The organism is Singulisphaera rosea (assembly GCF_054877945.1).
On record NZ_JBTYIP020000042.1, the window covers coordinates 1 to 23,153 of the forward strand.

General features: G+C 64.6%; 12 protein-coding genes. 8 read left to right on the top strand and 4 right to left on the bottom strand.

The features are described 5' to 3' along the window. The coding region (locus tag ACYOEI_RS37915) for a hypothetical protein (protein ID WP_462855674.1) at positions 1–268 on the top strand (268 nt) is incomplete at its 5' end. Between the two features lie 288 nt (positions 269–556). On the opposite strand, the gene ACYOEI_RS37920 is transcribed toward ACYOEI_RS37915, so the two are convergent. Next, positions 557–1,102 (bottom strand): hypothetical protein, encoded by a 546-nt coding sequence (locus ACYOEI_RS37920; protein ID WP_462855675.1) that lies wholly within the window; start codon positions 1,100–1,102, stop codon positions 557–559. Between the two features lie 484 nt (positions 1,103–1,586). Then, positions 1,587–2,072 carry a hypothetical protein gene (locus tag ACYOEI_RS37925; protein WP_462855676.1) on the bottom strand — a complete coding sequence of 162 codons (486 nt, stop codon included), beginning with the start codon at positions 2,070–2,072 and terminating at the stop codon, positions 1,587–1,589. Between the two features lie 355 nt (positions 2,073–2,427). Here ACYOEI_RS37925 and ACYOEI_RS37930 point away from each other — a divergent pair, with 355 nt between their 5' ends. The 3 genes from ACYOEI_RS37930 (at position 2,428) to ACYOEI_RS37940 (ending at position 14,157) form a co-directional block, all read left to right on the top strand. After that, a complete protein-coding gene (locus tag ACYOEI_RS37930; protein ID WP_462855677.1) occupies positions 2,428–4,311 on the top strand; it encodes a hypothetical protein in 1,884 nt (627 codons plus the stop codon). A 584-nt stretch (positions 4,312–4,895) separates the two neighbouring features. After that, positions 4,896–9,305: a tandem-95 repeat protein gene (locus ACYOEI_RS37935; protein WP_462855679.1), complete on the top strand. Its 4,410-nt coding sequence runs from the start codon at positions 4,896–4,898 to the stop codon at positions 9,303–9,305. 601 nt (positions 9,306–9,906) lie between these two features. After that, the gene (locus ACYOEI_RS37940; RefSeq protein WP_462855680.1) at positions 9,907–14,157 is read left to right on the top strand and encodes a tandem-95 repeat protein; all 4,251 of its coding nucleotides are present in this window, start codon (positions 9,907–9,909) and stop codon (positions 14,155–14,157) included. A gap of 97 nt (positions 14,158–14,254) precedes the next feature. On the opposite strand, the gene ACYOEI_RS37945 is transcribed toward ACYOEI_RS37940, so the two are convergent. Then, positions 14,255–16,912, bottom strand: coding sequence for a M16 family metallopeptidase (locus tag ACYOEI_RS37945; RefSeq protein ID WP_462855682.1), 2,658 nt, complete (start codon positions 16,910–16,912; stop codon positions 14,255–14,257). A gap of 410 nt (positions 16,913–17,322) precedes the next feature. Between ACYOEI_RS37945 and ACYOEI_RS37950 the strand changes: the two genes are divergently transcribed. Continuing rightward, entirely contained in the window at positions 17,323–18,483 is a 1,161-nt protein-coding gene (locus tag ACYOEI_RS37950) for a PP2C family protein-serine/threonine phosphatase (RefSeq protein ID WP_462855683.1), read from the top strand. Positions 18,484–18,541: 58 nt separating this feature from the next. Beyond that, positions 18,542–19,729 carry a trans-sulfuration enzyme family protein gene (locus tag ACYOEI_RS37955; RefSeq protein WP_462855685.1) on the top strand — a complete coding sequence of 396 codons (1,188 nt, stop codon included), beginning with the start codon at positions 18,542–18,544 and terminating at the stop codon, positions 19,727–19,729. Positions 19,730–20,024: 295 nt separating this feature from the next. On the opposite strand, the gene ACYOEI_RS37960 is transcribed toward ACYOEI_RS37955, so the two are convergent. Continuing rightward, positions 20,025–20,495: a thiol-disulfide oxidoreductase DCC family protein gene (locus ACYOEI_RS37960; RefSeq protein ID WP_462855686.1), complete on the bottom strand. Its 471-nt coding sequence runs from the start codon at positions 20,493–20,495 to the stop codon at positions 20,025–20,027. Between the two features lie 543 nt (positions 20,496–21,038). Between ACYOEI_RS37960 and ACYOEI_RS37965 the strand changes: the two genes are divergently transcribed. Beyond that, positions 21,039–21,815, top strand: coding sequence for a helix-turn-helix transcriptional regulator (locus ACYOEI_RS37965; RefSeq protein WP_462855688.1), 777 nt, complete (start codon positions 21,039–21,041; stop codon positions 21,813–21,815). A 103-nt stretch (positions 21,816–21,918) separates the two neighbouring features. Continuing rightward, complete coding sequence (locus ACYOEI_RS37970) at positions 21,919–23,091, top strand: NHL repeat-containing protein (RefSeq protein WP_462855689.1); 1,173 nt, start codon at positions 21,919–21,921, stop codon at positions 23,089–23,091. Positions 23,092–23,153 lie beyond the last annotated feature (62 nt).

Below are 23,153 nucleotides of genomic sequence, written 5' to 3' on the forward strand. Positions count from 1 at the left end.
CGTCCGCCTCTGGATGACCATCGGCGTCCGGCTCACCGCGCTCGAGGCCAGTTACGCCCGAGCCCCTCGGGTCCGACCCGCCGACGGCTCGGGCGACTGGAAACCGGTCGAGACGAGCGCGCTCGTCTCGGCCGAATACGTCATCCCCGTCGATGAATTCGCCGAGGTCGAGCTCAAGGGAGGGCGGGTCCTCTCCAGGGCCGAGCTCCGTGCGCTCTGCGACCAGCAGAAAACCAAGGAGATGATCCTGGGAGCCCTCCGGAAGTGAGCAGGGCGAGCAGTCCCCAGGAATCGCTGCAATTTCGAGACTCTTCGCCGAAGTCCACCAAGCTTTGTCCGCTCCCTTCGGCTGGAGATTCACCACGAAGGCACAAAGCACACCGGAAGCCTATCCGAGGAGGAATCGTTCCCTCTGGCATCTCCCCGTTGTGCCTTCGTGCCTTGGTGGTGAAGAGCTCGCCCGCAGAGGGCTTGGTGGAGATCGGCGCGGGCGGTCGTCCTGAAACTCGGCACCTGTTGAGGAGGAAGCAGTCTCATTTCCCGATGGTATGGCGACCTACTTCAACCGGCCTCGCACACCCGTGATGAAGATCTCACTGGTCAACGTGAATGTTCCGGTCTGGATGTTCCCTTGGAGTTGCCCGAGGGAAAACGCGGTCGCCCTCGCGAACCTGCCGGTGCCACTCGTCAGGGTCCCGGCGATTTGGCCCGAGAAGGAGGCACCGTCGCTGGCGAGCGTGCCGACCCCGTATGGAGAGAAGTTCAACTGGGAGCCCGACGCCGTCTTGACCGTCAAGGTCCCGCCGTTGATGGTCAGTTGCGGAGGACCCGACGATGGGAAGAAGAAGGTGGCGGGGTTGTGGTAGGTATAAGTCGTCATCCCCAGGACGCGACTTAGGCCGGTCCCCTGGAGTTGGAAGTCCACGATCGAGCCCCCGGCCGGAGTGACGGCCGTCGTCCCGGTGACGACCTCGATACTCAGCATGAATTGACCCGCACCCTTCCGAGCGGCGCTCGCGTGAATTCCACCGTGTCGACTCCCGACCTCGGCCGCGTGGACCTTATGCGGGGCTGGCAGTCCTGCGACGGTTGCGACACTCATGAGATTGCGACCCTCCAGACTCTCCACGGAGAGAGTCCGGGTCCGAACCGACCTCTGGGGTTGGCGATTCATCGAGGCATGGCTCCTTGGAGGTTTAAGGGCATCCAGAGTGTGTGACCCGACCACTCAGCAAAGGCACGGCCGTCCCCGCTCGGGTGGAATGCCCGCGTGAGGGAATCAACGACTCATTCACTCATGCACGTTTGGACGGAGAGGAGAGCGACCCCTACGGATTCACCAATTTAACCAAATCACGCAGTACACCTCAAGTCACAAGTCTTGATATTCCAAAAACCATACGTCGACTCCTCGTTTCACGGATCAGCATCCCTGGTCGAAAAACGGTATGTTACGTGGTGAAGCACCCGTGAACGGCCGGACGCGGCGTTTCAGACCCTGGCGTTCTCTTTCGAAAGACCGATCCATTACTCAACAAAGAGGATTTTCATCGCAGCAGAAACCGGACTTCGGACCAGGCATCCCGTCATGGCCGCGACGATCCCGATTTCTCGACACCTTGCTTCAAGGAATGCTTCAGCAAAATCATCTCTGTGTTATCAAATTCATGTTTTTGAAGCGCGTCTTGATACAAGGCATGGGCCTTCTCGACCTCCTTCTCATTTTCTCGCATCGATTTCCCCATCCCCGCAAGACCACCCCCTCTTGGATACCCGCCTTGACGATACCCTTGCGGGGCAGAGGTCCATTGTTCCGCGTGGATTTCCCTCGGGGTTGACGAGATGAGATGTTCGAGGTGGACCACCACCGGCGGTTTGGTTCCCACTCCTGAGGCCACGGAGTTCGAAGCGTCCGGCGGGCGATCCGCTTCCGCTTTCACGAGAAGCTTCGGGTCGACCGTCGGACGTCGCAATGCCCATCCCTGCCATCCAAACCCGACCAACAAAGCCAGGAACATGGCGACAGCGACGAAAGGCTGGATTTTCCAGGACCTGAATTGAGGAAATCGCATCGCAGTCCTCGACTCCCGTAGATTAGGCTTTTCTTACCGAACCGACGTTGTCCACATCGCCTCGGCGAATACCGATGTCACGAGGGTCGGCCTGACGCATCGAGGCTTCAAGACGCTTGGTTCAATTCGGGAGTTTACTCGAGACAGGGGCTGAGATGCCGCACGGTCTCACCTTGCACAGCCACGCCCGCCAAATTGCCCAATCTTTGCCAATGGCACCCTTTGCCGAGAGACCTTACTTTCCTTAAACTCCCATTATGAAGATCCAGTGCTTCGACGTTATCATGATCGATCCCATCGGTTTCCAGGCCAAGCTCCGATCTGGCTCCTTCGCCTCAACGAACGGGACATCACCATGAGTCGCCTCTCTCGAACGGTGTTGCTCGGCTTCCTGACCCTTTTGGTCGTGACCGCCGACATTGCCTGTACGAACGACTCGGACACGATCGAAGTGACCGATTATCTGATCCCCAAGAACGACGTGTTCCCGCTCGACGACGATCGGATCGAGGACAAGGAGACCACCTTCGACCCGGCCCTCGTCGACCGACGAACGCTCGAGGGCTGGTCCCTGAATGCGAGCGAGGCGGTCATCCGCCTCGACGTCCCGGCCGTCAAACCGGATGTCTATCCCGACCGACTCGTCCTCCATCCCAGCTATACGGCCGCGACTCAAAACATGCGTGGGCAGTTGCTCCCCTCGGTCAACATGATCGACGGGAAGGCCAAGCAGTTCGACGACGGCCTCATGGCCGCCATCGACCAGGCGTACTACCTCGGGCATGGTGACACGATGAAGAGCCGGCTCCAGACCCTCAAGAGGATCCGCGAGAAGGTCACCAAGGGCTCGCCCGCCGACGACTACCTTGCCGCCGGGCTGAGCCTCGCGGGCGATGGAGCCAAGTTGACGCCTCGGGCCAGGTCGCTCGCCGAGAAATTCCTCTCGAGACCGGCCCTCTCCAAACCGATCGGCGTCTACACCTGGAACCCGAGCCTCTCCGAGTGCTTCCGCGTCCTCCGCTTCTTCGCCCAGTCGATCCGCGACGAGGAGATCCCGCTCGAGATCGCCAGGGTCCTCCGCGAAGACGAGGCGCTCCGTAAGGATTATGTCGCGGCGTATTCCCTCGACGCGAAGATGACCAACCCCCTCGTCGGCTTCACGCCGGTCGACTTCCTCAACGGCGTTCCTTCGACGGCGACCCGGCCTGCCTACTTCTCGATGTTCCCCCCCTCGTCGTCTCGCGAAACCACCCTTTTCAACTCGCTCTTCCCCAACGGCTTCAGGGAACTCTACTCCAATGGCCGTCTGCCCCAGGTCGACTTGATGCGCGAGTTGATCACGGCCATCCGCATCGGCGAGATCAACCTCAAGCCTCGCAAGGACGGCGGCTGGTATGATTACCAGGCCTACGCGTTGGAAACCCTCCTAATGCCCGAGAAAGGGGAGGAGTCGGCCAAGCTCCTGCTCACCAAGAGCTACAAGAAGCGGATGCTCGAGGCCTTTAAGGCCCTGTTGACCAAGCGTCGAGAAACGCACGTACGGAACCTCGCCGAGGTGAAATCCGAGGTGGCGATGATGCCCCTCAAGGAGGTCCGGCCCCGGCTTCGAGTCGAGCCGAACCCAACCTATTTCCTGAGGACGGCGCGGTCCTATGCGTTCCTGGCGAACGTCCTCGAATCCGCCCTCGGGGAGCCAACCCTGAAGTCGCTCCACGGTCTCCGAGAGTCCGGATCCCGCGAGCCCGACCTCCAGACCGAACTGCGATCGATCCGTGAGCTCTTCTACGGTCTCTACTTCCTGAGCGCCGAGGATATTGGCCTGGAGCCCAGCCTGATGGAGGGCGAGGCCGCCGATCGCAACGCTTGCGAGAAGGCCGCCAATGACTGGCTCGCAAACCTGAAGGCCGACCCGGATCTCGCGGCCGACACCCGAGTCGCCGTCCCCATCTACTACAATCGGATGACCGGCTCCGTGCGACTGTGGATGACCATCGGCGTCCGGCTCACTGCACTCGAGGCCCGCTATGCACGAGCCCCTCGAGTCCGGCCCGCCGACGGCTCGGGCGAATGGAATCCCGTCCCACCGAACGAGCTCGCCACGGCCGAATACATCATCCCCGTCGATGAATTCGCCGAGGTCGAGCTCAAGGACGGTAAGGTCCTCTCCAGGACCGAACTCCGTACGCTCTGCGACCAATCGAAGACCAGGGACAAGATCCTCGACGCTCTCAATCCCTAAAGGTGGATCCTCACTCGAAGTCCCGGCTCGATGGGCACCGTGGCCCCGCGGTGTACTCGATCCGGGGATGCGTACATGACGTCACGCGTCGGCATCGGGGTACTCGGTCGATACGGCTGATAACAGGGAACACGCGAGGGCAAGTCGACGAAGAATGGCAAAGGATGCAACAACCCTGGTCACAGCCAGGGTTTGCGTCGCCCGTGCTGGTTGCCATCATCGGGGGCCGAACCCTCATCGAAAACTCACTTGTATCAAGGTTGAGCCCACGTTACAAAAGAACAGTCGTGCAGCGGCAGGCATATCAGTAAGTCGACAAAATTCTTTTGGCCGTCGAGATAACAACAAGGACGTACAAGGCCCGTCATCCCACCCCCATCCTCTTAGAAGCTAGGACCTGGGGGTATCCCGTTCGATCCCCGTCTCGAACCTTCGACCTCGGCGATATTTGCCGAGGCCACCGTTCGACGTCTGGGCTCGTCGGGCTCGATGCGACCTTGCAAGCCAGGCGGCACGACGACGATTCCCCCTCGAGCCTCGAGTGAATTCGCCCGGCACCATCGCTCTTGCGAGGAGAGACCGAGATGACGCACCCGATTGGTGGCTCCACCCGGCGTCCAGGACGACTCAGCCCGGCCCGCAGGTCGGCTCGGATGCGGCCGCGGCCGGAAAGTCTGGAGGCCCGGCTCACGCCCACAGGCTCGATTCAGGGATCCCTCTGGAACGACTTCAATAGCGACGGGGTCAAGGGGGCGAGCGAGCCGGCGATCTCCGGGCGGACGGTCTTCCTCGACCAGAACCAGGACCACGTCCTCGACAACGGAGAGGTCTCGACCACGACGGCGAGCGACGGGTCCTACTCCTTCGCCAATCTGGCAGCCGGCACCTATTACGTGGCCCAGGTCGTCCCGAACGGCTGGCAGCAGACCTCGCCGACGCCGGCCACCGCCGAGAAAACGGTATCGCTCTCGGGCGTGGCCCCTTACCTCTTTACTTTCAACAATCTCGCGAGCACCAGCGACACCACGATCCCGGCCTACCACGAGAACGGGTTCACGTTCAACACGTCGGCGCAGCAGCCGATGCAGTTCACCATCTACGGGAGTTCGAACTCGGTACGATACGCCGGCGCCCCCGCGTTGAGTGCGGAGTGGTCCCCGTCGACGATCTCACTCACCCAGGACAACGGGGCCTCGTTCTCGGCGAACTCGATCGACCTGTCGACGTTCTGGAACAGCATTTATTATCCGACGGTCTCGTTCACCGGGACGCGGGCCGACGGGACGCAGATACAGCAATCGTTCACGCTGAGCAACCAGCTCGGTTTCCAGACGGGGACGTTCTCGGGGTTCACGAACATCGTCTCGCTGACCTGGAGGTCGACGGGCACGTCCGACTACCACGAGTTCCGGAACGTGTCGGTCACCACCGCCGCCCCCACGGATGTCTCAGGGATCAACTTCGGGAGTGTCGACGTCGGCCTGCCGCCGACGGCGGCGAATGACGCCTATTCGGTCAACGAAGGCTCGTCGCTTTCACAGGGCGCGCCCGGAGTCCTCGCCAACGACACGAATCCGACCGGTGCGCCCCTCTCGATCGTGATCGACAGCAACCCCGTCAACGGGAGCCTCTCCCCCAACACCCAGACCGGCGCCTTCACCTACACGCCGACGGCCTACTACTACGGGGCCGACAGCTTCCGCTACCACATCGTCGCGAACGGGCTATCCTCGAGCATCGCGACGGTGTCGCTGACGGTCAACCACGTCAACCAGCCACCGGTGGTCGCGGCCGACAGCTACAACGTGTCCAAGAACACGACCCTGACCGTCGGCGCCCCGGGTGTGCTGGCCAACGACGGCGATCCCGACGGCGATCCGTTCACCGCCGTCCCCGCGAGCGGGGCGACACCGCACGGTTCCTACACGCTGAACGCGAACGGCTCATTCACCTACACCCCGAATTCCAACTACCTCGGGCTCGACACCTTCTCCTACCGCGCGACCGACGGGGCGAACTCGTCGTCCTACGCGATCGTCAACCTCAACGTCACCGGCACGAACGACGCGCCGACGGCGGGGAACGACGCCTATTCGATCAACGAGAACGCGACCCTATCGGTCGGCCTGCCCGGCGTGCTGGGAAACGACGCCGATCCCAACGGCCAGCCGATCTCTGCGTACGTCTACACTCAGCCCGCCCACGGGACGCTCAGCCTGGGCAGCGGCGGTGCCTTCGTCTACACGCCCTCGGCAAACTATTACGGCAGCGACAGCTTCACGTACCGCGCGAACGACGGGTCGTTGTACTCGAACGTGGCGACCGTCTCGCTGACCGTCAACCAGGTCTTCAGCCCGCCGACCGCCACGGCCGACAGCTACTCGACCGCCGAGAACACCACGCTGACCGTATCCGCCCCCGGGATCCTCGCCAACGACTCCGCCTCGAGCGGCCTTACGCTCACCCCCTACGTGATCTCCACCACCCCGAACGGCACGCTCACGGTCAACCTCGACGGCTCGTTCACCTACGTCCCGAACCATAACTTCTACGGCACCGACTCGTTCAACTACTACGTCACCGACGGCCAGTCGTCCAGCATCTACGTCACGGACACGATCACGGTCACGCACGTCAACCAGCCTCCGGTGGCCACGAACGACACTTATACGGTCGCCGAAAACGGCTCGCTCTCGGCGGTCACGGGGGTGTCGCTCGTGACCATGAGCAGTCAACCGGGCGACTACATCGGCGCGGGGAAGAGCTACACTTTCAGCCCGGGCGCGAGCACCTTCGGCGGCTACGTCATGAGCGGCGGTGCTTATACCAGCACGGTCAGGATCATCGTCTCGGGCCCCGCCAACGAGTGGTGGTCCTTCGCCTTCGTCGCCCCGAACCAGGGTCCCCTCGTGCCGGGCGTCTATAACAACGCCGTCCGCTGGCCGTTCCAGCAGGGCGCTCAGCCGGGCCTCGACGTCTCCGGCGACGGCCGAGGGAGCAACACCCTCACCGGCCAGTTCACCGTCCTCCAGGCCGACTACGACGCCAACGGAAACATCGTCAGCTTCGACGCCACCTTCGAGCAGCACAGCGAGGGCCAAACCCCGGCCCTCACCGGCCACGTCCAGTACAACGCCACCGGAGGGCTCCCCTTCGGCGTCCTCTCCAACGACACCGATCCCGACAACGACCCGTTGCAGGCGACCCTGGCCAGCAACCCCGCCCACGGCTCCGTCGACTTCCACTCGGACGGCTCGTTCACCTATACGCCGTCCGCCAACTACAGCGGGCCCGACAGCTTCACCTACAAGGCCAATGACGGCGCCTTCGACTCCAACGTCGCCACCGTCTCGCTGAACGTCGCCCCCGTCAACCAGGCACCAACCTTCACCGCAACCGACCCGCCCAACGTCAACGAGGGAAGCGGGCCGCAATCCTTCGCCAACTGGGCCCACTTCAACCCGGGACCCGGGAACGGAGACGTCGGGCAGACCGCCACCTATCTGGTCGCGAACCTCTCCAACTCTTCGCTCTTCTCCGTCGCACCCACCGTCTCACCCGACGGGACCCTTTCTTTCACCCCCGCCCCCAACGCCTTCGGCTCCGCCACCTTCCAACTCGCGGTCCGCGACTCGGGCGGGACGACCAACGGCGGCAACGACACCAGCGGCTACCAGACCTTCCAGATCAACGTGGCCCAGGTCGCGCACGCCCCCTCGCTCTCCGCACCCTCGCTCTCCTCCACCGAAGGACTCCGCACCCGCCTCGGTATCGCGGCCGCGACGACCAACTCCACCGGGTCGGAATCCCTCTCGATCGCCATCCGAGGCTTCCCTTCAGGGGTCGGGCCCTCCGCGGGCTCCTACCAGGGCGGCGGCCTCTGGCTCCTCACCCCGGCACAACTCAACGACCTCGCCTTCACCGCAGCGGACAACACCACCTTCAAGCTCACCATCACCGCCACGGCCACCGCCGCCTCCGACGGCGCCACTGCCTCCACCACCGTCCTCCAGACTTGCACCGTCACCAACGTCGCCCCTACCTCCTCCATCACTGGCGACACCTCGGGCGTCCGGGGACAGGCCCGAACTTACACCTTCTCCGCGACCGATCCTTCCTCCACCGACCGCACCGCGGGGTTCGCCTACTCCGTCAACTGGGGCGACGGCTCTCCCGTCCAGGTCATTCCCAGGGGGCAATCCTCCACCATCACCCATACGTTTACCGCAGCCGGCAACTACATTGTGAAGGCCACCGCCACCGACAAGGACGGCGCCGTCGGCCCCACCGCCTCCTACAACGTCGCCATCACCGCCTGGGCCATCCAGGCCGATCCCTTCACCCCCGGTACTTCCGACCTCGTCATCGGCGGCACAACGGCTTCCGACAACATCACCCTCTATCAGCTCACCAACTCCAACGCCCTCAGCGCCTCCATCAACGGCGCGGTGCCGGCCTCCTTCACGCCCCCCACGGGCACCAGATTTGCCCGAGTCATCGTCTACGGTCAATCCGGCGATGATTACATCCACATCAACGCCAACGTCACCTCCCCGGCCTGGCTCTACGGCGGCGACGGCAACGACGACCTCCTCGGCGGCAGCGGCAACAACGTCATCGTTGCGGGCGCCGGCGATGATGTCATCAACCGGCGCACCGGAGTCGACCTCATCATCGCCGGCGACGGCGCCGACCGCGTCTACGGACAGAGCACCAACAACCTCATCATCGCCGGCACCACGACCTTCGACGCCAACGACGCCGCGCTCGCCGCCATCGACGCCGAGTGGACCTCGTCCCGATCCCGAGCGACCCGCATCGCCAACCTCTCCGGCACGGGCACCGGCACCCGGCTCAACGGCAACAACTTCCTCGTCACGGGCTCGACCGTGCTCGACGACGTCGCCGCGGACCTCCTCTACAGCCAGGCCGGGGCTCCCACCCCTGACTGGCTCTTCTACGACCCGACTCGCGACAAAGTTAAGGCTCAATAAATGACCGCGAGGGTCAAGCTTTGCGATCCTCGCTCCTTGCCGAGATGAATTCAAAATCGGCGTTGGCTCTCGTGCATCAGCTCCGCAGAGCCAACGCATTTCGGTTCGAAAACTCGTGTGGATCCCGAAGTCTAAGAGAGTTCTTAGAAATCGAGTGCCTCATGTTCTCAAGTTCGGTGCTTGACGTCAGCGCGGCCGAGCACGGACCAGGCTTCGCCGACCGAAGTCTAATCCCAGCAAACATTTTCACCAAAACACGAGCCAACCAACGTCCTGTTATTGACCACTCCGAGGCCCTCTACCGGGAGTTCTCCGTCTAGTTTTCCGGGTTCCGCGTCGGAGAAACCGGCTGGTTCGAGGCAGAAACCGAGGGTGCATTCTGTCCTGCTGGCATGGTACCTTTATCCGAATTCAACATTCTTGCCTTCGCATTCTGACGCATGGTTCCCCCCGCCAGCGTCCCTCCGGCTTGAGGATCGATCTCAGCCGTCGGATGACCGACCACCTATAGGGAAGCCTCATGAGAATCGCTCACGGGAGTCGTTCGCCGCGACGACGGTGTCGCCAGGCTGCGTCGAGACTTCGCTTCGGGTCGTCGACCTTGGAACTTCTGGAAGCTCGCCTCGCCCCTGCGGGCGATTTCGGCTTTGCTTTCAGCCTGGGCACGCCGTACAGCTCCCAACAGGTCACGGCCGTCGCAGCCGACGGTGCGGGCAACGTCTACGTAACGGGCGACTTCGCCGGCACCGAGGATTTCGATCCGGGCCCCGGCACCTTCAACCTGACCTCCGTCGGATTCACCGAGTCGCCCGACATGTACGTGGCGAAGTACAACGCCACGGGCAAACTCGTCTGGGCAGGGCAGATGGGGGGAGCCGGCAGGAGCACGGTACCGGGTGCGTTCGGCATGAACAACGTGGACGACATCGCCGTCGACACTCAGGGCAACGTCTATCTCGTCGGGGATTTCTGGGGAACCGTGGACCTCGATCCGTCCCCCAGCCACGCGGTCTCCTTCACGAGCCACGGCTTCGGCGGGGTCGATGACCACGTCGGGACATTCGTAACCAAGCTCGATACTGCGGGAAACTTGATCTGGGCCAAGGCGATGGACGGCACGGGGCGAGCGATCGCCGTCGATGGACAGGGCGCCATCTATATGACCGGCTCCTTCGACACGACGGCCAACCTCAATCCCGCGGTGACGCCGCCCGACAACCATACCACCGTCGGCGACCAGCCGAATACGTTCGTCGAGAAGCTCGATAGCAATGGCAACGACCTCTGGTCTCGGGCCTACGGGAGCACCTCCTACTCGACCGGGGTCGCGATAGCCGTCGACAACTCGGGAAACGTCTATTCATCAGGAATTTACCAAGGTTCGATCAAATTCGATCCTACCAGTTCCAGGAGTCTCACCTCACTCAGCACCACGACAGGCTTCAATTCCTATTTGCTGAAGCTCGACACCAACGGCCAATACCAGTGGGCCGGGAGTGTTGGCGGGACGGGGAACACCGAAGCGACGGGTATTGCTACCGACAGCTCGGGGGCCGTCTACACGGTCGGCTCGTTTCAGGGCTCGGGAGATTTCGACCCTGGTGCCGGGACGACGACCCTGGTTAGCGCCGGGGAATACGACGCTTACTTCGAGAAGCTCGACACCAACGGCCGGTTGGTCTGGGCCAACCGCTATGGCTCGACATCGTATGACGGCGCGAATGGTGTTTCCGTCAACGGCTCGGGAGTCTATGTGACCGGCGACTACGGAGGCTCGGTCGACTTCAACCCCGGGACCGGCATCACCACCTTGACGAGCGCGGGGGGAGCCGACGTCTTTGTGAACCGTTACGAGACGTCGACCGGGGCGTTGAGCTGGGCCCGGAGCCTCGGCGGGGTAGGAGATGAAACAGGATTTGGAATCGCCACGGACCATTTGGGGAACGTCTTCACCGTTGGCAGGGTGGACGGGCCGGCGGAAGACTTCGATCCAAGTCCGACGGCGACGTATAACCTCGCCACGTCGTCGGATCCCCAAAACCCCGACGTCTTCATCTCGAAGCTGACCCAACCCACCTCGGTCTTGACGGCAGCCAATGACACCTATGCCGTCTCGAAGAACATTGCACTAGCGGTCTCCATGCCCGGCGTGCTCGCCAACGACACCATCGTGGGCGGTGGCTCGCTCTCGGCGGCCCTCGTCAGCAGGCCGGTCCACGGCTCCTTGACGCTCAACGCGAACGGGTCGTTCACCTACACCCCCAACTCGGGCTTCATCGGCACCGACACGTTCCTTTACGACGCCAGCGACGGCACCAGCGTTTCCAACACCGCCACGGTCACTCTCAAGGTCTCCGGGGCCGACGACAAACCGGTCGCCGTCAAAGATGCCTACACGGCCAATGAGAACTCCAGCCTGACCGTGTCGGCGCCTGGTGTCCTGGCCAATGACAGCGACCCGAACGGCGACAAGATCACGGCCACGCTCGTCGCCGGCCCCGCGAACGGGACCGTCGTCCTGAACGCGGACGGCTCCTTCACCTATACGCCCAAGGCGAATTTCTGGGGGGCCGACTCCTTCACTTATAGTGCGAACGACGGCACGCTCAACTCGACGGCCGCCACGGCGACCATCACCGTGAATCACGTCAATCAACCTCCGACGGCGGTCGACGACCGATATGCGGTAGCCAAAGGTGTCGCGCTGACCATCCCGGCCGCTACTGGAGTGCTCGCCAACGATACCGACATCGACAAGGACACGCTCTCCGTTGTCATCGGGCGAGGACAGTCGCGGGGCAACCTCACGCTCAATCCCGACGGCTCTTTCACTTACACACCCATTGGTGCCTACATCGGCACTGACACGTTCACCTACCGCGCCTTCGACGGGAAGGCTTACTCGAATTTCGCCACGGTCACGCTGACCATCTCGGGGGCCGACGACCCACCGACCGTCTTCGATGACGCGTTCAGCATCCAACAAGGCCGCACGCTGAAGGCCGGCGACTCCGGCGTGCTCAACAATGACTACGATCCCAACGGTGGAATAATCACAGCCTTCCTCGTCTCGGGGCCGAGTCACGGATCACTGACACTGAATGCCGATGGCACGTTCGTCTACACGCCGGTCACCACGTTCGTCGGGACCGACACTTTCACGTATCGTGCGACCGACGGCCAGTTGAACTCTCGCATCGCCACCGCATCCATCGACGTCTACTTCGTCAACTATCGCCCCAGCTTCACCGCAGCCAGCCCCGCCATTGCCAACGAGGAGAGTGGTCCCCAGACCTTTACCAACTGGGCCACTTTCAACCCAGGGTCCGGGCCCGGCGATGCCGGGCAGACCGCCACCTATCTCCTCTCAAACCTCTCCAACCCGACGCTCTTCTCGGTCGCCCCCGCCGTCTCGCCGAGCGGCACGCTCACATTCACCCCCGCGCCCAATGCCTTCGGGACGGCCGTTTTCCAGCTCGCCGTCAGGGACTCCGGCGGGACCGCCAATTACGGGATTGACACCAGCACTTACCAGTACTGTCAGATCAACATCAATCAGGTCGCCCACGCACCCGCGCTCACTCTCGCCCCCGCCTCCGGCACCGAGGGGGGACATCTTCCTCTGAAGATTTCCGCCGCCACCTCCAACTCGACCGGCTCCGAGTCGCTCGCCATCTCCCTCATCGGGATCCCCTCGGGGACCTTCCTCTCCGCCGGGTCCTACAAGGGGAATGGGCTCTGGGCTCTCACCCCTGCCCAACTCAATGGCCTCTATTGCATACCTCCAGACAACTCCACTTTCCGACTCATGGTCACCGCCACCGCCACCGCGGCGACGACCGGGAATACCGCATCGAGGTCCGTCACCCAGACCTTCACCGTCTCCAACGTGGCCCCCACCGCCTCCATCTCCGGCTCCTCGACCGGCGTCCGGGGGCAGGCCCGATCTTTCAACCTCACCGGCACCGACCCTTCCTCGGCCGACCTCGTCGCCGGATTGACCTTCTCCGTGAACTGGGGCGACGGTTCCCCCACACAGGTCGTGCTCCCTTCGCAGTCCAAGTCCCTCACGCACACGTTCCTCGCCGCGGGAAACTACAGCGTGAAGGTCTCCGCCACCGACAAGGACGGGGCCACAGGGCCCGCTGCCATCAATAACGTGGCCATCACCTCCTGGGCCATCCAGCCCGATCCTTATACATCAGGCGCCTCCGACCTCGTCATCGGCGGCACCACCGCCGCAGACACCATCACCCTCAGCCGGCTCACGAACTCCAATTCACTCAAGGCCTCCATCGACGGTGTCGTGCCGCCGACGTTCACGACGCCAAACGGGGCGCCCTTCGCCCGCGTCATCGTCTACGGACAGGCCGGAAACGACTACATCCACGTCGATGCCAGCGTCACGTCACCCGCATGGCTCTACGGCGGCGACGGAAACGACGACCTTGCGGGCGGCGGCGGCAACAATGTCATCATCGCCGGCGCAGGTGACGATATCATCAACCGACGCTCCGGAGTCGACCTCATCATCGCCGGCGACGGCGCCGACCGCGTCTACGGCCAGAGCACCAACAACCTCATCATCGCCGGCACCACGACCTTCGACGCCAACGACGCCGCGCTCGCCGCCATCGACGCCGAGTGGACCTCGACCCGATCGCGAGCCGCGAGGGTCGCCAACCTCTCCGGGACCGGGACCGGCACCCGGCTCAATGGCAACAACTTCCTCGTCGCCGGGACGACCGTGCTCGATGACCTTGCCGTCGATCTGATTTATGGTTCCCCCTCGGCCCCGACACCCGACTGGGTCTTTTACGACAAGACGCGAGACAAGATCATGGGGTCGTGACAGGCCGACGGCCTCAGGCTTTTCTGTGTGCGAGGGCCGTCGCGTCGACGGCCCTCGCGCGAGTTAAGGCAGAAGGGTTGAGGATCGCGTCGAGGGTTCAGTCGTCGATGAGCTCGACCTCGGCCCAGCCGAGGGCCTGGAGTGGGGCGAGGACGCTCGAGGCGTCGGCGACGACCACGGCGACCAGGGAATTCGGCCGGATCTGCCGGGCGGCGACGGAGGCGAGCGAGGCGACGCTGACGGCCTCGAGCCGCTCGGCGAAGTGGGCGTGGTGGTCGACGGGGAGGCCGTGGACGAACAGGCCGGCGTAGCGGGCCACCAGGGCCGACGGGGTCTCGAACTGCCGGGCCTGGGCTTCGATCAAGGCACGTCGGGCGTCGTCGAGCTCGGTCGCGGTCGGCGGTCGGTCGCCGACGAGGGCCTCCACCTCGTCGCGGAGGTCCTCGAGGGCCTCCGCGAGCCGATCGCTCTGGAGGCTCGCGCCGATGGAGAACGGTCCTGCCCCTCGACGGCAGTCGAAGTGGCTCCGAATCCCGTAGGTGAACCCCTTCTCCTCGCGGAGTTTGGAGTTGAGGCGCGAGGTGAATTGCCCGCCGAGGATCTGGTTCACGACCAGGACGTCGGTGAAGTCGGGGTCGAGTCGGCGGATCCCGACGTGGCCGACGCGGACGACGGCCTGAGGGGCGCCGGGCCGGTCGAGGAGGAGGATCCGGGGGCGATCGCCTCGGGTCGGGACGGGGAGCTCGGGCCGTGCGGCGTCGACCCCTGCCCAGCCGGCGAGGCGTTCGTCGAGCGCCTTGGCGACCTCGTCGATCTCGACGTCCCCCGCGACGATGCAGGCCGCGCCGACGGGACCGTGGAAGCGGTCGTGGAACCGTCGAAGGTCCTCGCGGGAGTGGCGGGCGACGAGGCTGTCCTCGCCGTCGATCGGGAGGCGATAGGGGTGCTCGGGGCCGTAGAGGGCGCTGAGCAGGCCGCGATGGGCGCGGGCCTCGGCGCTGTCGCGTTCGGACCTCAGGCCGGCCAGGGTCTGGCCGTGGATCCGAGGCCACTCCGACTCGGGGAAGGTCGGGTGGCGCAGGATGTCGACCGCCAGGTCGAGGCTGGCGTGCCAGTGGGGCGTGAGGGAGAGGAGGCCGACGTAGGAACCGTCCCAGCCGCAACTGGCCGAGAGGCTCGTCCCCATCGCCTCGGCGGCTCGGGCGAGCTCGAGCGAGGAGTGCGAGGTCGTCCCCTCGTCCATCATGGAGGCCACGAGTTGGGCCAGCCCGGCCGACTCGGGCGACTGGACCCCGGCGCCTCCGCCAAGGGCGAACGTCCCGGCGACGATCGGCAGGTCTCGGCGGGGGATCACCCACAGGGGCACGCCGCAGCGCAGGGTCACCACCTCGGGGGAGGGGGCCCGGAACGGGACCGCCGCCGCGCTCTCGGGAACGATCGAGCGGTCCAGGGGAGGGGCGGCCACGGCCGGTGCCTTCCTACCCAGGACGGTGAGCCGGACCGAAGGCCGGCCGACGACATACCGGCGTGCCACCTCCCGGATCGCCTCGGGAGTCACGGACTGGAACCGTTCGAGGTCGGTGGCGAAGCTGGCCGGGTCGCCCCGATAGATGTTGTAGGCATTGAGCCGGTCGGCCACGCCGCCGAAGCCCCCGATGTTGTCGAGCGCGTAGATGAAGCCGGCCATCCGGCTATTCTTGACCCGCTCGAGCTCGCCGGCCTCCAGCCCTCCCTCGGCGATGTCGCCGAGCGTGTCGAGGACGATTTCGCGTGCGTGTTCCCAGGAACGCCCGGGCCGGAGGGTGGCAATGATGCCGAAGCTCCCGGCCAGTTCGCGGCCGGAGTGGTACGCCGTCACGTCCTGGGTCAGCTCGGCCTCGACGACCAGGGCGCGATAGAGCCGGCTCGAACGCCCCCGCGCCAGGATGTCGGCGAGGAGCACCAGCGGGGCGTCGTCCTGGTGGAAGTGGGGGACCGTCGGCCAGAGCTCGTAATAGCGGTCGAGCTCGACCCGGTCGTACAGGGTGATCTCCTGCCCCAGGCCGGGAGGGACCGGGGGGGCCCAGGTCCTGGGCGCCTTGACGCCCCCGGCGAGGGGCCCGAAGTAGCGCTCGGCCAGGGCGAGGGCCCGGTCCTCGTCCAGGTCGCCGACGAGACAGAGGCTGGCGTTACTCGGGACGTAGTAGCGGAGGAAGAAGGCCTCGACGTCCTCGCGGGTCGCCGCCTCGACCTCCTCCATCACCCCGATCGTGAGCCAGCTATAGGGGTGGTCGGGGGGATACATCGCCTCGGCGAGGACGCGCCAGACCATTCCATATGGGCGATTGGCGTAATTTTGCCGATACTCATTCTTGACGACGTCCTTCTGGACCCGGAGCTTCTCGTCGCTCAGGGCCGGGAGGAGGCAGCCCATCCGGTCCGACTCCATCGCCAGGGCACGCTCGAGGTGGGCGGCCGGGAGGTCGACGAAGTAATTCGTGCGGTCGGTCGAGGTCGAACCGTTGATGCTCGCCCCGAGCCGCTGGAGGGGCTTGAAGAAGTCGCCGGGATAGTGCTCCGAGCCCTCGAACATGAGATGCTCGAACAGGTGCGCGAACCCCCGCTGGCGCCTCTCTTCGTTCTTGGAACCGACGTGATACCAGAGGTTCACGGCGACCGAGGGGAGGGGGCCCTGCCGCCGAGTGATGACGTCAAGCCCGTTGCCGAGCGTGGTTTTAGTGAACGCAATTTCCGGCAGGCGGAGGGGCGATGTCATGGGGCGACGAAGATTCTCGGGGTCTTAGGACGATTTTTCGGTCACAAACTCACGATACCGCAAGTAAGGTTTCATGCCTATGCAGGCCAATGAGTGAGGTCGGGGACGTCGCTCAACGGGCCTCGAGGGATCCTACCGTCAAGAATCGTACGGGTCCGGTCGAGTTTTTTGTCTTTCCGACCCTCGTACGAGCGTTACAATGCCTTGTGATTGAAAGGACTCGACGTGGCGCTCGGAGGAGCCGGATTCCAACGACAAGTCGGCCGATTTGGCGGACGGGGAAGGTCGGGTCCGAATAACGAAGGGTCGTGATCTATCCACGATATCGGCCCGCGAGCCGCGACGAGGCCGGCCGAATGGTCAGGCCGGATGACGGCGGCCTTGGGCGGATCTAGACATAAGGTCGGGTCGTGAACTGGAACGACATCATCACGGACGCCGCCGCAACCGATACCGGGCTGCGCCGTTCCAATAACCAGGATAGCCATTCGGTCGTCCGAGCCTCGACGGCCGAGACCTGGAAGCAGCGCGGCCATCTCTACATGGTGGCCGACGGCATGGGGGCGCACGCCGTCGGCGAGCTCGCGAGCAAGTTGGCTTGCGACAATATCCCGCATAATTACACCAAGACCAAAACGAGCACGGCCTCCGAGGCGATCGCCAAGGCCTATCGCGAGGTCGGCACGCTCATTCATAGCCGGGCGACCGCGAATCGCGACTTCCAGGGGATGGGGACGACCTGCTCGACCCTCCTCCTCCTGCCCGAAGGGGCCTTGATCGCCCACGTGGGGGATTCGCGGGTCTATCGGATCCGCGACTCGCGGATCGACCAACTCTCGTTCGATCACAGCCTGGTCTGGGAATTAGTCCGGCGCAATCATCTCACCGCCGAGCACGCGAACATCGCCGTGCCCAAGAACGTGATCACCCGAAGCCTCGGCCCCGACCCGAACGTCGAGGTCGACCTGGAAGGCCCCCTGGCCGTCCAACCCAACGACGTCTACCTGCTCTGCTCCGACGGCCTCTCCGGCCCCATCACCGATCCCGAACTCGGGGTGTTCGCAGGGCAATTCCATCCCAAGGATGCCTGCCGCTACCTGTTGAACCTGGCCAACTTGCGGGGCGGACACGACAACATTACCGTCGTCGTCCTGCGGATCGGCCGTTGGGTCGAGCCGGACACCGACGAGGACATCCCGACCGAACCTGCCCACAAAGACTCGTCCAACGGCAAGGCGTCGGGCGGCTGGCGGTCCAGCCTCGCGAAGGTCTTCAGCCGAGGCCGCAAGGCCCCGACCGCGGTCGTCGAGGACCATCCCTACCGCACGGCCGAGTGCCCGATCACCCCCGAGCTGCTCGACCGCTACTCGGAGTTGGTCCGGCAGATCCAGGTCGTCGCCATCGAGCAGGCCTGGTCCCTCGACTGGAATCAGTTCGCCCTGTTCCGCCGCCTCGAAGGAGAAGCTCGAGCCGCCGAGAACCTCCGAGGATCGCTCAAGAACCTCGGCGAGATGATCTCGCTCCTCGGGGTCGCCGCTCGGTTCCACCGAAAGACGAGCCACGCGGTTTGAGCGACTCCCGAGCCCGGCGGCTTCCCCAAAGCCGAGCGACCTCACCTGGCCTGAACGCATGCCCACAACTCCACCCGACGATGATCCCTCGACGACGTGTGCGAGGGCGGCGGCCGACGGGCCTTCGTCGAGCACGAGCCCGCTGGTACCGGCGCTGCAACTGAGCGCGGTCTACCGCATCGAGGGGCTCGACCAGGTCGACGCCCTGTACGAAGGGCGGGAGGCCGGCTTCATCTACGCGCGCGACGGCCACCCGAACGCCGCCCACCTGGCCGCGAAGGTCGCCGCGATCGAGGGGGCGGAGGCAGGCCTGGTCTGCGCCTCGGGGATGGCGGCGGAGGCGGCCGTCTTCCTCGCGATGCTCGGCCAGGGGGATGAGATCGCGATCGCGGAGGGTCTGTATGGCCGGTCGGCGGCGCTCGTCCGCCGAGAACTCTCGCGATTCGGGGTCGGGCACCGCGTCTTCGACCCCACCCGCCCCGAGTCGCTCCGCCAGGCCCTCACGCCGGCCACGCGCCTGGTCTTCGCCGAGACCCTCTCGAATCCATTGGTGCGCCTCGCCGACATCGAGGGCCTCGCCGAAGTGGCCCAGAGTGTCGGTGCTCCCCTGGTCATCGACCACACGTTCGCCCCGCTCCTGTGCCGGCCGCTTGAGTTGGGGGCCTCGTTCGTCACGCACTCGGCGACCAAGCTCATCGGCGGCCACAGCGACCTGACGCTCGGCCTGCTCGCCGGGTCACGCGACCTCATCGCACGAGCGGCTTCGGTCGCCTCGACGTTCGGCCTCTCGGGCAACCCGTTCGAAAGTTGGCTGGCGCTCCGGGGCCTGACGACCCTCGCCTTGCGCTCATCCCGAGCGTGTGCCAACGCACTCGCGATGGCCGAGCGCCTCGCCGCCCACGTCCGCGTCGAGGCCGTCCACTATCCCGGCCTGCCCTCTCACCCCGACCACGCGCGTGCCTACCGCCTCCTCAAGGGGGGATTCGGCACGATCGCGACCATCGACCTCGGCGGCCGTGAGCAAGCCGACGCCTTCATCCGCGCCTCGCGTCACCTCCCCTTCGCCCCTAGCCTCGGCGACGTCGCGACGACCCTCAGCCACCCCGCCACCACCAGCCACCGCGGCCAATCCCCCGAGCAATGGTCCGCCCAAGGCATCACCCCCGGCCTCGTCCGCCTCTCGATCGGCCTCGAAGACCCCGACGACCTCTGGCGTGAGATCAATCGAGCCCTCGAGACGACGTGATCGGCCCCGCTCACGAACCGGAACGCCTAAATCACGCGGGCCATGCCAGCGATGGATGACCGCGGGGTAACCGCTCCACCGACCGCGCAAACCCACCCGATATGGCCTCGTTCGTGCCATGAAGCTAGAGCGGTTCCCAAATGTCTCGCCCACGAATGCGGGGCAGGAGTGCCCCGCCTACCGGCGATTTGCGGAGTTCGCAGGGTTGGTGGGGCACTCTTGCCCCCCCAGGATGCGAAGGGAACGGCGCGTTCCCAACTCGCCAAACTCGTGTGAAAGTCAGCCGCGAAGCGCTCTATTCTTGCCCCCCTTTGGCCGCAGGATTGGATCCCATTTCTCTCTTGGCTTCGTCCACGATCGGGCTATCACCGCCCAACGAGCAACGATCGCTCGCACACCGACTTCCGAAGACCCGGCCAAGGCGGAGGCGATAGCGAGCGAAGAGCCGATATAGCGCGTCGAAGATGGGCCGAATCACCGGCCAACCCGTCGGAGCCAGCACCCAGCCCAGTCCCACGGCCCCGTACGCCTGACGAAACGTCTCCATCCCGCGTGTTATCCGGCCATCGGGGAAGACGCCATGGATGGTGCCCATCAGTCCGTCGAGTGTCGTCGTCGGCCCGTATCGCCCCGGATCGAAGTCGGGAGCGGCGATATCCTCGAGGGCCAGGTGCCCTGATCGGTTGAGGTGTCCCAGCCATCGGGCCTCGTGCCGACAGAACGGGCACTGGCCATCGTACAAAATCTTAAAACGCCAATGATTCATAGCTTCTCCACGAGGAAGGCCAGGGGCCTTCGACAGCGTGATCAGGAATCGATCTTCAAGCTCATGACACCGCGAGCCGCATTTACAAAAATCAAATATTACCCACATACAATTGATAGCTCATTCTATCAAACAATAATGTGCAATCTATAGATTTTTCGTGGTCCATCGTGCCTTTCTCCGACGCCCGTTACTCCCCCCGTTCAGAAGACTGACCCCTTTCTCAGGCTGTCGTCGCTCCGGACTGGGACGAGAGGTGCAAACCCAGGGCCAAAACCGAACCTCATGACGTACCCGGGACGTGGTAGGCCTCCCAACCGATGAGCGGGCACGCTGCGGGGTATGGCGAGGTTCGCCAGATCGCTTGACGCCAAGGACTTGGATATCATGGTTCCGGGGGTCACCCACAACCGTCGTGCTGTTTCGCACGGAGTTCAACGTTTATCTTATACCGGACGATGGCCGTGTTGCGGCGGGAGTAACCAAGCGGTGAAGCGGCTTCGACCTGGCGAGTTCTTTGGCCACTCTTCCTGGGAGCGGCGAGTGAACGGCCTCCTTCTCACCGGGTCAGCCTACAGGCCTGGTCCGATCGAGCCCTGGCACGAACATGCCAACCCGACGTTCTTTCTCCTCCTGGACGGCGGCCACCGCGACCACGCCCGCACTGCGCACGGTCGGTACGATCAGCCGCACTTCAGCCTGGTGTTCCATCCCTCCGGGCATGCCCACGCCGCGGAGTACGGCCCTCAAGGCATGCGCGGGTTGAACATCGAGTACGAGCCGCTCTGGCTCGAGCGAAATCAGCTCGATCGTGGAGAGTTGTCCGAGCATCGATCGCTCGACCAGGCCTGGATTCGGCCGGCGGTACTCCGGCTCCTGGTCAACGCGTTCCGGACCGATCACCGCGCCGAATCTGATCTGGAGACCCAGGCCCTGGAGTTTCTCGCGCCGGTGGCGGACCCGCCCGGACACGGCGCTTCGGGACGCCCCCCGACCTGGGTTCGTACGGCCGAGGAATTCCTGCGGGCGCAGTCGCGCGAGCCAATCAGCCTGCGGGAAGTCGCTCGGGAAGTGGAGCTCCACCCGGTCTACGTGGCACGGGTCTTTCGCAAGCACTTCGGCTGTCCGGTGAGCGAGTACCTCCGGGGGCTGAGGCTGGCGGATGCGGGTCGGATGGTGTTGCAGGGGGCATCCCTGGCCGAGGCCGCGCATGCCTCAGGATTTGCCGACCAGGCGCACTTCTCGCGGTCCTTTTCCGCAACCGTCGGACTCCCGCCGAAGAGCCTCTGGCCGGCTCGGGCGGCGTTGGCGAAAAGATGAGCCGGGTTTCAACCGTTCAAGACGGCGACACGTCGGGCCGCAACACTGTGGGTGGATTGGAACGAGTCTGTTCCCGGTCGAAATTCCCCACCGAGGTGTTCCCATGTCGCTCTCGCTTCGGCCTGCTCCACGTCTCTGGAATGTGATCGGGATTGCCACCGTGGCCGCCCTGTCTTCGTTCGCCCGCGGCGAGCCTGCACCGGAGGCGGTGCCATCGACCCCGAGCTCGACCGAGCCGGACGTGCGGGGAGCGACCGGGGCGTCGTACACGATCACGACGGTGGCAGGCAACGGCGAGTCGGGGTTCGGCGGCGACGGTGGTCCCGCAGCCAAGGCGAAGCTGAACCGGCCCTGCGCCGTGGCGGTGGACCTGCGCGGGAACATCTACGTGGCGGACTCCGGAAACCACCGCGTGCGGAAGGTGGCACCGGACGGGACGATTTCCACATTCGCGGGGACCGGCGAACCGGGCTTTGGCGGTGACGGCGGCCCCGCGACGCAGGCACAACTCAATAGCCCCTATGGGGTGAGCGTCGACCGACACGGTCAAGTCTTCGTCGCCGACCAGCGAAATCATCGGGTTCGCAAGATCACCCTGTCCGGCACCATCACGACGATCGCCGGCGACGGCAGGAAAGGGTTCGCTGGCGATGGGGGACCGGCCATAAGGGCCGAGCTGGACCACCCCGACGCGACGGTCTCGGACGACAACGGCACCCTCTACATCGCCGAGGGGGGCAGCAATCGGGTGCGCAAGGTCGACGCGAACGGGACGATTACGACCGTCGCGGGCTCGGACCGGGGCTATTCCGGCGACGGCGGTCCGGCGGCTCGCGCGAAGCTGAGCGTGCCGGGATCCCTGGCGATCGACCCGCAAGGTCATCTGTTCGTCGGCGACCTTGCGAATCACGCGGTTCGAAGGATCGCTCCGAGCGGGACCATCACCACCGTGGCCGGGACCGGCGCCCGAGGCTTCAATGGCGACGGCATCCCCGCGATCCGCGCCCAACTGAACGAGCCCGGCGGCGTGGCCGTGTGTCCGGACGGGTCCCTCTTAATTGCCGACGGGGGCAATTTCCGGATCCGCCGGGTCGGCACGGACGGGAAGATCACGACCGTCGCAGGGACCGGGCGGAACGGTCGCGCGGGGGACGGCGGCCCGGCGATTCAGGCCGAACTCTCGATCCTCGACATCATGACGGCGGACGACCGCGGCAACGTCTTTGCGGCCGACTACGGCAATCACCTGATCCGCAAGCTGACGGTACGGCCCTGACGTGCAACCCATTGACCATGATATACAAGTTATATCACTGAATTCCCATTTCTCGTTCCCAC

What these genes read in the sequence shown, in the direction of transcription:
- ACYOEI_RS37930 (WP_462855677.1), top strand. Translation starts at nt 2,428, where the DNA reads ATGAGTCGCCTCTCTCGAACGGTGTTGCTCGGCTTCCTGACCCTTTTG.
- ACYOEI_RS37945 (WP_462855682.1), bottom strand. Translation starts at nt 16,912, where the DNA reads ATGACATCGCCCCTCCGCCTGCCGGAAATTGCGTTCACTAAAACCACG.
- ACYOEI_RS37935 (WP_462855679.1), top strand. Translation starts at nt 4,896, where the DNA reads ATGACGCACCCGATTGGTGGCTCCACCCGGCGTCCAGGACGACTCAGC.
- ACYOEI_RS37925 (WP_462855676.1), bottom strand. Translation starts at nt 2,072, where the DNA reads ATGCGATTTCCTCAATTCAGGTCCTGGAAAATCCAGCCTTTCGTCGCT.
- ACYOEI_RS37960 (WP_462855686.1), bottom strand. Translation starts at nt 20,495, where the DNA reads ATGAATCATTGGCGTTTTAAGATTTTGTACGATGGCCAGTGCCCGTTC.
- ACYOEI_RS37970 (WP_462855689.1), top strand. Translation starts at nt 21,919, where the DNA reads ATGTCGCTCTCGCTTCGGCCTGCTCCACGTCTCTGGAATGTGATCGGG.
- ACYOEI_RS37920 (WP_462855675.1), bottom strand. Translation starts at nt 1,102, where the DNA reads ATGAGTGTCGCAACCGTCGCAGGACTGCCAGCCCCGCATAAGGTCCAC.
- ACYOEI_RS37955 (WP_462855685.1), top strand. Translation starts at nt 18,542, where the DNA reads ATGCCCACAACTCCACCCGACGATGATCCCTCGACGACGTGTGCGAGG.